The organism is Dokdonella sp. (assembly GCF_035511235.1).
Classification (GTDB): domain Bacteria; phylum Pseudomonadota; class Gammaproteobacteria; order Xanthomonadales; family Rhodanobacteraceae; genus Dokdonella.
In genome coordinates, this window is record NZ_DATKFQ010000025.1 from 177,941 (window position 1) to 192,221 (window position 14,281).

General features: G+C 70.3%; 12 protein-coding genes. 1 reads left to right on the forward strand and 11 read right to left on the reverse strand.

Annotated elements, in window-relative coordinates; all coding sequences use genetic code 11:
- Nucleotides 1-8 precede the first annotated feature (8 nt).
- Nucleotides 9-806, forward strand: a complete 798-nt coding sequence (locus tag VMR06_RS11580) for an FHA domain-containing protein (protein WP_325376430.1) — start codon at nt 9-11, stop codon at nt 804-806.
- 22 nt (nt 807-828) lie between these two features.
- On the opposite strand, the gene nadC is transcribed toward VMR06_RS11580, so the two are convergent.
- From nadC to VMR06_RS11635, 11 genes are all read right to left on the reverse strand, one after another.
- Nucleotides 829-1,683 (reverse strand): carboxylating nicotinate-nucleotide diphosphorylase, encoded by an 855-nt coding sequence (gene nadC, locus VMR06_RS11585; protein WP_325376432.1) that lies wholly within the window; start codon nt 1,681-1,683, stop codon nt 829-831.
- 19 nt (nt 1,684-1,702) lie between these two features.
- Complete coding sequence (locus VMR06_RS11590; protein WP_325376434.1) at nt 1,703-3,757, reverse strand: S9 family peptidase; 2,055 nt, start codon at nt 3,755-3,757, stop codon at nt 1,703-1,705.
- 83 nt (nt 3,758-3,840) lie between these two features.
- Nucleotides 3,841-5,775: an OPT family oligopeptide transporter gene (locus VMR06_RS11595; RefSeq protein WP_325376436.1), complete on the reverse strand. Its 1,935-nt coding sequence runs from the start codon at nt 5,773-5,775 to the stop codon at nt 3,841-3,843.
- 32 nt (nt 5,776-5,807) lie between these two features.
- Nucleotides 5,808-6,611, reverse strand: a complete 804-nt coding sequence (locus VMR06_RS11600) for a pseudouridine synthase (RefSeq protein ID WP_325376438.1) — start codon at nt 6,609-6,611, stop codon at nt 5,808-5,810.
- A complete protein-coding gene (gene lpxK, locus VMR06_RS11605; protein ID WP_325376441.1) occupies nt 6,608-7,591 on the reverse strand; it encodes a tetraacyldisaccharide 4'-kinase in 984 nt (327 codons plus the stop codon). The genes VMR06_RS11600 and lpxK overlap by 4 nt, the downstream gene beginning before the upstream one ends.
- A gap of 7 nt (nt 7,592-7,598) precedes the next feature.
- The gene (gene rfbB, locus VMR06_RS11610) at nt 7,599-8,657 is read right to left on the reverse strand and encodes a dTDP-glucose 4,6-dehydratase (protein WP_325376443.1); all 1,059 of its coding nucleotides are present in this window, start codon (nt 8,655-8,657) and stop codon (nt 7,599-7,601) included.
- Nucleotides 8,658-8,756: 99 nt separating this feature from the next.
- The gene (locus tag VMR06_RS11615; RefSeq protein ID WP_325376445.1) at nt 8,757-10,931 is read right to left on the reverse strand and encodes a carboxy terminal-processing peptidase; all 2,175 of its coding nucleotides are present in this window, start codon (nt 10,929-10,931) and stop codon (nt 8,757-8,759) included.
- 49 nt (nt 10,932-10,980) lie between these two features.
- Complete coding sequence (lipA, locus tag VMR06_RS11620) at nt 10,981-11,961, reverse strand: lipoyl synthase (RefSeq protein WP_325376447.1); 981 nt, start codon at nt 11,959-11,961, stop codon at nt 10,981-10,983.
- Nucleotides 11,958-12,653: a lipoyl(octanoyl) transferase LipB gene (gene lipB, locus VMR06_RS11625; RefSeq protein ID WP_414648119.1), complete on the reverse strand. Its 696-nt coding sequence runs from the start codon at nt 12,651-12,653 to the stop codon at nt 11,958-11,960. Before lipB ends, lipA begins: the two co-directional genes overlap by 4 nt.
- Complete coding sequence (locus tag VMR06_RS11630) at nt 12,641-12,931, reverse strand: DUF493 family protein (RefSeq protein WP_325376449.1); 291 nt, start codon at nt 12,929-12,931, stop codon at nt 12,641-12,643. Before VMR06_RS11630 ends, lipB begins: the two co-directional genes overlap by 13 nt.
- A gap of 11 nt (nt 12,932-12,942) precedes the next feature.
- Nucleotides 12,943-14,244 carry a D-alanyl-D-alanine carboxypeptidase family protein gene (locus tag VMR06_RS11635; protein WP_325376451.1) on the reverse strand — a complete coding sequence of 434 codons (1,302 nt, stop codon included), beginning with the start codon at nt 14,242-14,244 and terminating at the stop codon, nt 12,943-12,945.
- Nucleotides 14,245-14,281 lie beyond the last annotated feature (37 nt).

The following is a 14,281-nucleotide window of genomic DNA, read 5'->3' on the forward strand; positions in this document are numbered from 1 at the left end:
GCAAGCAGATGAAGCTGATCTTTCCGAACGGGGAGCATGCGTCGGTCGACCTGTCCGACGGCCGCTGGATCGTCGGCTCCGCCGCCGATGCGCAGATCGCGATCGCATTGCCGGGGGTAGCGCCGCGCCATGCCCAGCTGCAGGTCGCCGGCGGCGCCGTCAGCGTGCAGGGCCTGGCGGCCGGCGCGGCGCTGGCCGTCAACGGCCGGCCGGTCGCGGCCGAAACAGCGCTCAAGCCCGGCGACCTGATCACGATCGGACCGGTCGGCTGCCGCCTGGCCGCGGTCGAACGCGCCGCTGCGGCGGTGCCGCCGGCCAAGGCCAGCGTCGACGAGTCCGGCAGCACGCGGCTGCGCATCGCGCTGCCGCGCTTCGTGCTGCGCGGCGTGTCGGGCCCGACCTTCGGCAAGGCGTTTCCGATCCACGGCACGATGACGATCGGCCGGCAGGCCGATTGCGACATCACGGTCGCGACCGAGGAGATCTCGCGCCACCACGCGCGCGTCCAGGCGACCGCCGACGGCCTGCTGGTCGAGGATCTCGGCTCGGCCAACGGCACCTACATCAACGGCAAGCGCGTGCAGGGCGGCCTGCTGCGGACCGGCGAGGAACTGCGCCTGGACACCGTGCGCTTCCTGTTGCTGACGCCCGGCGCCGAACTCAACCCCGGCGCGGCCGCGGCCGCGAGCACCGCCGTGCCGGAACAGAAGGTCGCTTCGCGGACCGGTCTGGTCGTCGCGATCGTGATCGTCGCGCTGGCGGCGCTCGCCGCGGCCGCCTGGTTCACCGGTCTGATTCCGCACTAGGCGGAGGGACCGGCCGGGCGGCTCAGGCCGCTCCGACCTCGATGCGCATCGACAGATCGACCGCGCGCACGTGCTTGGTCAGCGCGCCGATCGAGATGAAGTTCACGCCGGTCTGCGCGATCGCGCGCACCCGGTCCAGGCCGACGCCGCCGGATACCTCGAGCGCGGCGCGTCCGTCGACTTCGGCGACTGCCTGCGCGAGTTCGTCGAGCTCGAACTCGTCGAGCATGATGCGGTCGGCCCCGGCCGCGAGGGCCTGGCGCAGCTCGACGAAGTTCTCGGTCTCCACCTCGACCGGCACGCCCGGATGCAGCGCGCGCGCACGCTCGACCGCGGCGCCGATCGAGCCGGCCGCGGCGATGTGGTTCTCCTTGATCAGCACCATGTCGTAGAGGCCCAGACGATGGTTGCTGGCGCCGCCGACGCGCACCGCGTACTTCTGCGCGAGGCGCAGACCCGGCAGCGTCTTGCGCGTGTCGAGGATGCGTGCGCGGGTGCCGCGCACCGCCTCGACGTAGGTCGCCGCGGTCGCCGCGGTCGCCGACAGCGTCTGCAGGAAATTGAGCGCCGCGCGCTCGGCCGTGACCAGCGCGCGCGCCGGTCCCGTCAGGCGGCACAGCACGGCCCCTGCCGCGACCGGCGCACCTTCGTCGCAGGCCCATTCGACCGCGACGCGGCGGTCGACCTGATGGAAGCATGCGTCGAACCAGGCCTGTCCGCACAGCACGCTCGCCTCGCGCGTGATCACGCGCGCGCGCGCCTGCGCCTCGGCCGGCAGCAGGTCGGCGGTGACGTCGCCACTGCCGATGTCCTCGGCCAGGGCACGCCGCACGTCCTCGGCGATGGCTTCGGACGGCGGCAGTTCGATCGCGCTCATCGCGGCGGCTCGCGCGGTATCAGCGGGCGCCGGTCCAGCGCTTGAGCCAGGCGTTGACCGTGTCGTGCCACTTCACGCTGTTCTGCGGCTTGAGCACCCAGTGATTCTCGTCCGGGAAGTACAGCAGCTGGCTCGGGATGCCGCGCCGCTGCAGCGCCGTGAACGTCGAGATGCCCTGATCGACCGGGACGCGATAGTCCTTCTCGCCCTGCACCACCAGCATCGGCACGCGCCACTTGCCGACATGGTTGACCGGATTGAAGCGCTCGTAGTGATCGGGCTTGGCGAACGCGGTGCCGCCGTTCTCCCACTCGGTGAACCACAGCTCTTCGGTGACGTAGCCCATCGAGCGCGTGTCGAACACGCCGTCGTGGTTGACCAGGCACTTCCACGGCGCGTTCCAGTTGCCGGCGATCCAGTTGATCATGTAGCCGCCGTAGGAGGCGCCGAGCGCGCAGGCGCGATCGCCGTCGAGGAAGGCGTAGCGGTCGAGCGCGGCCTGCCAGCCGAGCTTGAGATCCTCCAGCGGCTTGCCGCCCCAGTCGCCCGAGATCGAGTCGGTGAACGCCTGGCCGTATCCGGTGGAGCCGTGGAAATTGATCGTGACGACCGCGAACCCCTGACCGGCATAGGTCTGCGGATTCCAGCGGTAGCTCCAGCCGTCGCTCATCGCGCCCTGCGGGCCGCCGTGGATGATGAAGGCGACCGGGTACTTGCGGGCCGGATCGAAGTCCACCGGCTTGACCACGTAGCCCTGGACTTCCTCGTTGCCCCAGCCCTTGAACGTGAAGAACTCGCTCTGGCCGACCGCGAGACCGGCCAGCCGCTCGGCGTTGAAGCGCGCGACCGGACGCAGCGTGCCGCCCTTGAGCGGCGCGACGAACAGATCGCTCGGCCGCTGCAGCGTCTGATGCGCGATCAGCAGCTGCCGCGCACCGACGTCGAAGCCGGCGACGGTGCCGTCCTCGACCAGCTGGCGGACCTTGCCGCTGGCGGCGTCGATCGCGAACAGCGGATGCCGGCCCCGGTCGTCCGCCGCGGTGTACAGCGTGCGGCCGTCGAACGATTCCTTCAGCGCCGACGCGGAGCGGTCCCAGTCGGCCGCGATCTCGCGCAGCGCACCGGTCTCGAGGTCGAGCGCGCGGATGCCGAAGCGGTCGGCCTCGAAACCGGGCCGCTTCATCGCGAGGTAGTACAGCGTCTTGCCGTCGCGCGAGGGCAGCGGATAGGCGTCCCAGGCCGGGTTCGCGGTGGTGAGGTTGCGCGGCGCGGCGCTGCCGTCGACGCTGGCCGCATACAGATCGAAGTTGGTCGACCAGGCCTCGCTGCTGCCCTCGGCATTGCGCGCGCCGAAGTAGACCGTCGCGCCGTCGGGCGAGAACGCGTACTCGCTGTCATCGCCGAACGGCTTGGACGGCACGTCGTTGTCGATGCCGCGCGAGAGCCGGCGCGGTTCGCCGGCGAGCTTGCCGTCCGCGCCGAACTCGGCGACGAACAGCTGCGAGCGGCGGCCGTCGGACCAGGTATCCCAGTGGCGGATGAACAGCTGCTCGTAGACGCGCCCGCTGCCCTTGCTCTTTTCCGCCTGATCGAGGCGCTCGCGCGTACAGGCCAGTGTCGCGCAGTCGACGAACACCTCCAGCGACAGCGCGACGCGGCGGCCGTCCGGCGACAGCTTGTAGCCGCCGACGTCGAGCGGCAGCACGCTGAGCTGGGTCGCCTCGCCGCCCTCGGCCGGCATCCGCCACAGCTGGCTGACGCCGTCCTTCGCGGCCAGGAAGTACAGCCAGCGGCCGTCCGGCGACCAGCGCGGCGTGGTCGCGCCGAGCGCCTGGTCGGTCAGCCGGCGCGGCGTACCGCGGCCATCGGTGGTGACGGTCCAGATACCGTTGACGCCGCGGTTGGCCTCGAAGTCGGTCTGGCGGATCTGGATCGCCGCATGACGGCCGTCCGGAGACAGCACCTGGTCGCTGAGCCGGTCGAGCGTCGCCAGATCGCGAACCTCGAACGGCCGCGGCGCGGCCGACGCCGACGCGGCGGCCAACAGGATCAGGATCGCGCAGCAAGACTTCATCGGACAGCCCCGGAAGACGAAGGGAGGCGCATGGTACGGATTCGGATCAGGTCGGGCCAACCGCCACAGGTCATTCCGCCAGGTCAGGCCGGATCGCGGCGCACCGCGTAGCGGTACAGCAGCCAGGCGATGAAGGCGAGCAGCGCCAGGCCGAGCCAGCCGCCGAAGTGCAGCGAGTCGGGCAGCGCCAGCACGTCCTTGTTCTCGGTGACCACGATCGGGATCGCGATGATGATGCCCATCAGTGCCTCGCCGGTGATCAGGCCGGCCGAGAACAGCATGCCCTTGCGATGGATGCGGCCGTGCTCTTCCTCGTTGCGGGCGCCGCCGAGCGCGCGCTCGACGAAGTGCGAGAGCAGGCCGCCGAGGAAGATCGGCACCATCAGCTCGATCGGCAGGTAGATGCCGATCGCGCAGGCCAGCACCGGAATGCGGAACTTCTTGCCGGTCGCCTTCAGCCACGAGTCGACCGCGATGATCACCGCGCCGATCAGCGCGCCGATGCCGATCGTCGTCCACGGCAGCTGGCCGCCGAAGATGCCCTTGGCGACCGAGGCCATCAGGTTGGCCTGCGGCGCCGGCAGCGGACGCGGAAACGCCTCGGATCCGGGCGCGCCGGCGACGCCGTAGGCGGTCATTAGCAATTGCAGGATCGGCGCCATGATCAGCGCCGAGGACACCGCACCGATCGCCAGCATGACCTGCTGCTTCCACGGCGTCGCGCCGACGATGTGGCCGGCCTTGAGGTCCTGCAGGTTGTCGCCGCCGATGCAGGCCGCGCAGCAGACCACCGCGCCGATCATGATCGCGGCGACCGCACCGATCTGCGAATCACGCCCGAGCAGCAGCACCAGCACGAAGGCTGCGAACAGGATCGTGCAGATCGTGATGCCCGAGACCGGATTGTTCGACGAGCCGACCAGGCCGGCCATGTAGGCCGACACCGACACGAACAGGAAGCCGGCCACGATCATGATGATCGTCATCGGCACGCTGGCGCTCCACTGGCCGACGATGTTCTGGTACAGCGCGAGCAGCGGCAGCGTGAAGACGACCAGGCCGATCGCGATCAGCTTCATCGGGATGTCGCGCTCGGTGTCGGCGATCACCGTGCCGGCGCCGGCACGCGTCGCGGCGAAGCCGCTGCGCATGCCCGAGAACAGCGAGTTGCGCAGCGAGATCAGCGTCCAGATGCCGCCGATCAGCATCGCGCCGACGCCGAGATAGCGGATCTGCGCCGACCAGATCATGCCGGCCGCATCGGCGGCGCTGGCGCCGGCGACGCGCGCGGCGAGCGCCGGATCGGTGTCGAGGAAGAACGTGCTGTAGATCGGGATCGCGACGTTCCAGCCGATGATGCCGCCGAGCAGCACGACGATGCCGATATTGAGGCCGACGATGTAGCCGACGCCGAGCAGGGCCGGCGACAGGTTGGTGCCGACGTAGGCGATGCCCTTGCCGACCCAGGCGGCCGAGGCCGCCGCATCGGGGAACAGGCGCAGGCCGCTCTCGGCACCGAGCTTGGCCAGACCGCCGAGCGTGGCGGCGACGCCGAGCGTGCGGATGCCCTGCCCCGGGTTCTCGCCGGTCTTGAGCACTTCGGCCGCGGCCTTGCCTTCGGGGAACGCCAGGCCCTGGTCGACGATCAGCGAGCGCCGCAGCGGCACCGAGAAGATCACGCCGAGCAGGCCGCCGAGTCCGGCGATCGCGAGCACCCAGGAATACTTGAACTCGGTCCAGTAGCCGAGGATCACCAGCGCCGGGATCGTGAAGATCACGCCCGAGGCGATCGAGGAGCCGGCCGAGGCACCGGTCTGCACGATGTTGTTCTCGAGGATGCCGCCGCCGCCGAGCAGGCGCAGCACGCCCATCGAGACCACCGCCGCCGGGATCGCCGAGGCGATCGTCATGCCGGCGAACAGGCCGAGATAGGTATTGGCCGCCGCGAGGATGACGGCGAGGACGATCGAGAGGACGACCGCGCGAACGGTCAACTGCGGTGCTGCGGTGCTGCTCATCGAGGCTCCCCGGCTCAGGCGAAGCGCGAACGTTACCGCAGATGTCCGCCGCTGCGTAGGGCGCCGGCCGGTGCGTTCGCTCGCGCCGGCGGCTGCAATGCAGCAATCTCGGCCGGTTCCAGATGACGCCAGGCGCCCTTGGCGAGCGCGCCGAGCACGACCGGGCCGATCGCGACGCGGACCAGGCGCAGCACCGCCACGTCGAACGCGGCCAGTACGCGGCGGATGTGGCGGTTGCGGCCCTCGTCGAGCACGACCTCGAGCCAGGCGTTGCGCTCGCCGCTGCGCAGCACCTCGACCGCCTTCAGCGCCAGCCGCTCGCCGTCGACGTCGGCGCCGGTCCGCAGCGCCTCGAGCAGCGCGGCGTCCGGCAGCCGGTCGATCTGCACGTGATAGCGCTTGTCCAGATGCGTGCGCGGGTCGGTGATCGCGGCCGCCCAGGCGGTGTCGTTGGTGAGCAGCAGCAGGCCCTCGCTGGCGCGGTCGAGCCGTCCGACCGGCGCGACCCATGGCAGGCCGGCCGCCGCGAACGGCGCGTAGACCGTGGCTCGGCCGCGCTCGTCGGCGGCGCTGGTGACCAGTCCGCGCGGCTTGTTGAGCGCCAGATAGACGCGCTCGGCCGCGGCCGGCGCCGTGCCGTCGATCGCGAGCGCGTCCGCGCGTGCATCGGTCGGCCATTCCGGATCGCGCACGATGCGGCCGTTGACGCTGACGCGGCCCTCGGCGATCAGACGCGCCGCCTGGCTGCGCGAGCACACGCCGAGCTTGGACAACACGCGCGCCAGACCGTGACGGACCGTCGGGCTGCCGTCGCGTGCCGTGACCGGACGCCTCATCGCGCGCGCGCCGATGCCAGCGCCGACGTCAGCGCGTCGACGAAATCGCCCGGCAACTCGGCATCGACCGGCACGCTCCACTGCAGGTCGGCGGCGAACGCGGCGCACTTGATCGCGTCCTTCTCGGTCATCAGCACCGGCAGACCGTCGCCGAACGCGAGATCGGACGGCACGTAGGCGTGATGGTCCGGAAACGGATGCGCCTGCACGTCGATGCCGCGCGCGCGCAGCGCCGCGAAGAAGCGCTCCGGATGGCCGATGCCGGCGATCGCATGCACGGCATGCCCGGCGAAGTCCGCGAGCGGCTGCACCTGCCCGGTCGCGAGGTTGACCGCACGATCACCGTGCAGGCGCATCGGCACCTCGCCGGATTGCGCGGTGCCGCCGTTGCAGACCCGCCACGGCAGCGTGGCAAGCCGCGTCAGCGGCTCGCGCAGCGGTCCGGCCGGCAGCAGACGGCCGTTGCCGAAACGGCGCTCGCCGTCGATCACGCAGATCTCGAGGTCACGGGCCAGCGCCGGATTCTGCAGGCCGTCGTCGGCGATCACGACATCGACGCCCTCGGCCAGCAGCAGCTGCGCGGCAGCCGCACGGTCGCGGCCGACCGCCACCGGCACGGCGGTCCTGCGCCGGATCAGCGCCGGCTCGTCGCCGACCTCGGCCGGGTCCGGATGCGCATCGAGCAGGCGCGGCGTGCGCGTGCGCCCGCCATAGCCGCGGCTGACGACGCCGGGCCGCCAGCCACGCGCATGCAGGGCCTCGACCAGCGCGATCACCAGCGGCGTCTTGCCGCTGCCGCCCGCGGTCAGATTGCCGACGACGAGGATCGGCACCGGCAGGCGCGTCGCGCGCCGCCAGCCGAGGCGATACGGCATCCGGTGCAGCCAGCGCAGCAGCCGGTAGACCGGTACCAGCGCGGACAGCCACCCCGGCACCGCGGCGCCGCCATACCAGATCCGCTGCAGGCCGGCCGCGTCCATCGGCGGCTCAGCTCGCGCCGCCGAGGCGCTCCATGCGGTAGCTGCCGTCGAGCACGCGCCCGACCCAGTCCTGGTGCGCCAGGTACCAGTCCACCGTGCGCTCGATGCCGCTCTCGAAGCTCTCGAGCGGACGCCAGTCCAGATCGCGACGGATCTTCGACGCGTCGATCGCGTAGCGCCGGTCGTGCCCGGGCCGGTCGGTGACGTAGCGGATCAGCGCTTCGCGCGGACGGCCGTCCGGTAGCGGGCGGCGCGCATCGAGCAATGCGCAGACCGTGCGCACCACGTGCAGGTTCTCGCGCTCGGCGTCGCCGCCGACGTTGTAGACCTCGCCGGTGCGGCCGATCTCGAGCACGCGGCGGATCGCGCGGCAGTGGTCGAGCACGTAGAGCCAGTCGCGCACGTTGCGTCCGTCGCCGTAGACCGGCAGCGCCTCGCCGGCCAGCGCCTTCTGGATCATCAGCGGGATGAGCTTTTCGGGAAACTGGAACGGCCCGTAGTTGTTCGAGCAGTTCGTCGTCAGCGTCGGCAGGCCGTAAGTATGGTGGAACGCGCGGACCAGATGGTCCGATGCGGCCTTCGACGCCGAGTACGGCGAATTGGGCTGGTACGGCGAGGTCTCGCTGAAGCGCCCGATCGGTCCGAGCGAGCCGTAGACCTCGTCGGTCGACACGTGCAGGAAGCGGAACGCGTCCTGGCGATCGATCGGCAATTCGCGCCAGTACGCCAGCGCGCACTCGAGCAGCGCCAGCGTGCCGACGACGTTGGTCTGCACGAACGCGGCCGGGCCGTCGATCGAGCGGTCCACGTGCGACTCGGCCGCGAAGTTGATGATCGCGGCGGGGCGATGCTCGGCCAGCAGGGCGGCCACGCAGGCGCGATCGCCGATGTCGCCGTGCACGAAACGGTGGTCCGGGTGGCCGGCGAGCGAGGCCAGCGTGTCCGGGTTGCCGGCGTAGGTCAGCGCGTCGAGATTGACCACGCGGTAGCCGCCCGTGGCCAGCACGTCGTGAACGAAATTGCCGCCGATGAAACCGGCGCCGCCGGTGACCAGCAGGGTCTTCATGGGGTCGATCGCATCCGCAGCCGGGAAAACCGCGATGTTAGCCCGGATGCAGGCGCGGTGCGGCTCCGGATCGCCTGCGGGCGATCCGGAGCGCGGCGCTCAGTTGACGCGGAAGGCGGCGCTGTAGGGCAGCACGCGCGAGGCGAGCTTGGTGTCGGCGCGGACCAGGGTGATCTCGTCGGCGAGGATGTGCGCGGCCTCGATCAGGATGAAGTCCGGCTTGTCCTTGCGCGCCTGCTCGCGCCGGACGTCGTCGCGGATGCTGCGCTCGTCGGCCTGCAGGCCGTCGTCCTGCAGCGCGACCGGGGCCGGCACGCCGTCCGCGTCGGCCGCTGTACCGTCGGCGACCTGCTCGGACTCGGCCTGGCGCGCCTTGCGCTTGGCCTCCTGCTCGTCGCGCTCCTTGCGGCGTACGGCCTCGTTGAGCGAGATGGTCTTCTCTTCGCGCAGCTTGCGCGCATCGGCGAGGTCGTCGCGGAAGTTCTTCCAGTCGCGGCTCTGCGCGGTGCGCGTCTCGTGGCGCGCGATCAGCTGCGGCACGATCGGCGACAGGTCGGCCAGCGGCTGGTAGCGCGCCGCCGGGATCGACGTCCATGGCAGCGCGTTGTCGTAGCTGGACTCGCCGAAATCCTCGGCGCCGACGGTCATCGGGAAGCTGATGTCCGGCGACACACCGCGCAGCTGGGTCGAGCCGCCGTTGATGCGGAAGAACTGCGCGATCGTCATCTTGAGCTCGCCGAGCGAGGCCGATTCGCTCTGCGCGACGTCGTCGAGGTCGACCAGGTTCTGCACGGTGCCCTTGCCGAACGTCGGCTCGCCGATGATGACGCCGCGGCCGTAATCCTGGATCGCCGCCGCGAAGATCTCCGAGGCCGATGCCGACACCCGGTTGACGACGACCGCCAGCGGACCGTCCCAGGCCATCGTGCGCGAGGTGGAGTTCTCCACGTCGACGCGGCCGGCGGCGTTGCGGACCTGCACCACCGGGCCGCGCTCGATGAACAGGCCGGTCAGATCGGTCGCTTCGGACAGCGAGCCGCCGCCGTTGTTGCGCAGGTCGACGACGACGCCGTCGACGCGCTCCTGCTTGAGCTCGCCGAGCAGGCGCTCGACGTCGCGGGTGGCGCTCTTGTAGTCGCGGTCGCCGCGGCGGCGCGCCTCGAAGTCCTGGTAGAACGTCGGCAGCGAGATCACGCCGATCCGCCGCGTCGCCTCGCCGTCCTTGACCTCGATGATCGACTTCTTGGCGGCCTGCGCCTCGGTCGTGACCTTCTTGCGGACCAGCTCGATCATGTAGGACTTGCCGTCCGGACCGGCATCGGCCGGCAGCACCTCGAGCCGGACCACGGTGTCGCGCGGGCCGCGGATCTTGTCGACGACGTCGTCGAGGCGCCAGCCGATCACATCCTGCAGCGCCGAGTTGGCGCCCTGGCCGACGCCGAGGATGCGGTCGCCGACCTGGATCTTGCCCGACAGCGACGCCGGCCCGCCCGGCACGATCTCGCGGATCGCCGTGTACTCGTTGTCGCGCTGGAGCACTGCGCCGATGCCCTCGACCGAGAGCTTCATCGCGATGTCGAAGTTCTCGCTCGCGCGCGGGCCGAGATAGTTGGTATGCGGCTCGATCGCGGTCGCGTAAGCGTTCATGAACGTCTGGAAGACGTCCTCGCTGTTGATCTGGTGCACGCGGTCGAGGTAGTTCGCGTAGCGCTTGTCGAGCGTCTCGCGGATGTCCTTGTCGGACTTGCCGGTGAGCTTGAGGCGCAGCCAGTCGTTTTTGATGCGCTGGCGCCACTGGTCCTCGATCTCGGCGTCGTCCTTCGGCCACGGCGCCTTGGCGCGGTCGTAGCGGTAGCTCTCGTCGCTGGAGAAATCGAAACCCTTGGCGAGCAGCGAGCGCGCATAGGCGACGCGCTGGCCGACGCGCTGCAGATAGATGTTGTAGATCGCGAACGGCGCGCTCAGGTCCTTGTTGTAGATCGCCTCGTCGAGCTTGTCGCGCGAGGCGCCGAAGGTGTTGATGTCGGCCTGGGTGAAGAACAGCTTCTCGCCGTCGAGCGATTCGAGATAGTTCTCGAAGATCTTCTCCGACATCGCCTTGTCGAGCGGCAGCGGCTTGTAGTGGAAACGCGTCAGGAAACGCGCCGACCAGACCGCGGCTTCGCCCTGGGTCGGCGTCGGCTTGAGGACCGGCGCGCCGGAATCGGCGACCGGCTTGGCCTGCGCCAGGCCGGCCAGCGACACCAGAGCCAGGGCGAGAAGGAAACGACGCATGAGACTCTCCGGAAGTGGGCGGCTGCGCGAACGGCCGGTGATTGTCCGATCAGGCCACCTGAACATAACCTGCCGCGTGCGCCATCTGGTCCGCATGGTAGGACGACCTGACCAGCGGACCGGATGCCACGTGCTGGAAGCCGAGCCGGTACCCGACCGTCTCGATTTCCTTGAATTCCTCCGGCGTCCAGTAGCGGAGCACCGGATGGTGATGCGCGGTCGGCTGCAGGTACTGGCCGACCGTCACCATGTCGACATCGTGGGCACGCAGATCGTTCAATGCGCGCACGACCTGCTCCATCGTCTCGCCGAGGCCGAGCATGATGCCGGACTTGGTCGGCACGTCCGGATGCTGCGCCTTGAAGCGCCGCAGCAGATCGAGCGACCAGTCGTAGTCGGCACCGGGACGCACCTCGCGATAGAGCTCGCGGACGGTCTCGATGTTGTGGTTGAACACGTCCGGCGGGTCGGTCGCGAGCAGTTCCAGCGCGCGCTCGACGCGGCCGCGGCCGCGGAAGTCCGGTGTCAGGATCTCGATGCGGATGTCCGGGCTCTCGAAGCGGACCGCGCGAATGCACGCGGCGAAGTGGCCGGCGCCGCCGTCGCGCAGATCGTCGCGGTCGACCGAGGTGATGACCACGTAGCGCAGACGCATGTCGCGGATCGTCTCGGCCAGATGGATCGGCTCCATCGGATCGGGCGGCTTGGGCCGGCCGTGCGCGACGTCGCAGAACGAGCAGCGCCGCGTGCAGACCTCGCCGAGGATCATGAACGTCGCGGTGCCCTTGCCGAAGCACTCGTGGATGTTCGGACAGGACGCCTCCTCGCAGACCGTGACCAGGCGGTTCGCGCGCAGCTGCGACTTGAGCTTGGCGACCGCATTGCCGGGCGGAATCCGCACGCGGATCCACGACGGCTTGCGCAGTACCGGCGCCTCGGCGAAGCCGGCGCGGTTGCGCGCGATCTTGTCTTCGCCGAGCTGCTTCTCGCCGACGACGGTGAGGGGAATGGTCTTGTCTGTCGCGCTCATGCCGATGCGGCGACCGATGCGCCGTTGTCCACGGGTGGGAAGAGTTCCGCGGCGGCCGGGACCGGCGCGAATCCGAACTGCCCGGCGAGCTCGGCGACGAGGACGTCCTCCACGGCGGAAAGCGATCCGGGGCCGCCCAAGTCTAGCATCTGGGTCACCGCCAGCCCCTGGTAGCCGCACGGATTGATGCGCCGGAACGGCTCCAGGTCCATGTCGACGTTGAACGCGAGGCCATGGAACGTGCAGCCGCGGCGCACGCGCAGGCCCAGCGCGGCGACCTTGGCGCCGGCGACGTAGACGCCCGGGGCGCCGGGCCGCCGCACCGCCTCGATGTTCCAGTGGCCGAGCGTATCGATCAGCGCCTGCTCGAGCCGGCAGACCAGATCGCGCACGCCGACGCCGAGCCGGCGCAGGTCGATCAACGGGTAGCCGACGATCTGCCCCGGCCCGTGGTAGGTGACCTGGCCGCCGCGCTCGACGCGCACGACCGGGATGTCGCCGGGCGCGAGCACGTGCTCGTCCTTGCCGGCCTGGCCGAGCGTGAACACCGGGTCGTGCTCGAGCAGCCACAGCTCGTCGGGCGTGTCCTCGCCGCGGGCGTCGGTGAACCGCCGCATCGCCTCGAGCACCGGCCGATACGGAATCCGGCCGAACCGCCGGACCAGCAGCGGGCGCCCGGTCACAGCGTCCAACGGATGTCCGGGTCGGCGCGCAGCGCCGCGTGCACCTGCTCGTAGGCTTCCCGCGACGGGCACGTGAAGCTGACCGCGATCGAGACGTAATGGCCCTCGCGCGACGGCCGCACGCGGCGGCTGCCCTCGAGGACCGACAGTCCCAGCCCGGCAATGATGTCGGCGACGCGCGCTTCCATGCCGCCGCCCGCGGTGCCGATCGCATTGACCTCGAAGACGCCCGGGAACTGGAATCCCTGGTCGGGTCGCGTGGGCTGGATGTCGTCGAGGTTCTTCATCGGCAGGACCGTCAGGTATTGGGGGCGGAGGACACCTTGCCGCCGTCGTCACCCTTGAACCAGAGCCAGACCCCGTCGTACAGGCGCTTGAAGAAGCCGCCTTCGGGGACGTCCTCGAGGGTGACCAGCGGGCGCTCGAGCAAGGTCTTGCCGTCCAGTTCGATTTTCAAGGTGCCCACGGCCTGCCCCTTCGGCAGCGGGGCGATCACGCGCGAAGGCAGTTCGAGGCTGGCCTTGAGCTGATCGTAGCGTCCGCGCGGCATCGTCACGACGGCATCCTCGGCGATGCCGAGCGGCACGGTCGCGGTCGTGCCCTTCCACAGTTCCGGCTGCGCGAGCGGCTTGCCGGCCTCGTAGAGCTTGTGCGCCTCGAAGAACCGGAAGCCGTAGTTGAGCAGGGCCTGGTTGTCGTCGGCGCGCCGCTTTTCGCCCGAGGAGCCCATGACCACCGCGATCAGGCGCTGCTCGCCGCGCTTGGCCGAGGTCACCAGGCAATAGCCGGCCGAGCTGGTGTGGCCGGTCTTGATGCCGTCCACGGTCGGATCGCGCCACAGCAGCGTGTTGCGGTTGTGCTGCTTGATGCCGTTCCACTCGTAGTCCTTGATCGCGTAGATCGCGTAGTCCTGTGGGAAGTCGCGGATCAGCGCGCGCGACAGGATCGCGACGTCGCGCGCGGTCGTGTAGTGGTCCGGATGCGGCAGGCCGCTGGCGTCGACGTAATGCGTCCCGGTCATGCCGATCTGTGCGGCGTAGCGGTTCATCAGGTCGGCGAAGACCGGCTCGGAGCCGGCCGTATGCTCGGCCAGCGCGATGGCGGCATCGTTGCCGGACTGAATGATCATGCCGTGCAGCAGCGCATCGAGCGGCACCTCGCTGCCGAGCGCGAGGAAGCTGGTCGAGCCGTCGGTGCCGGCGCCGCCGGAGCGCCAGGCGTTCTCGGAGATCCGCACCGGGTCCTCGCGCTTGATCTTGCCGAGCGCGAGCTCGGAGGACACTACGTAGGACGTCATGACCTTGGTGATCGAGGCCGGCTCGACGCGCAGGTCCGCATTGGATTCGGCCAGGATCTGCCCGGTCGCGTAATCCATCAGCACCCAGCTGGTGCCCTCGATGGCCGGCGGTGGCGGCGTCGGCGTCGCGGCCGCCGCGGGCGCGGCCGGCCGGGCGACCGGCTGCGGGGCAGGTTGAGGCGTGGGCTGGGGCGCGGGCGTCGGCGTCTGGGCGGTGACGGCGGCGGCGCACAGCGCGGCGGACAGCCACACGGACCAGCGGCGGGCGCGCGCGGCGGCGGAAAGAAGCGGAGTCGGTTTCATCTGCGGCGGGAATCTCTGGGTGAGTCCAAGGGAATGA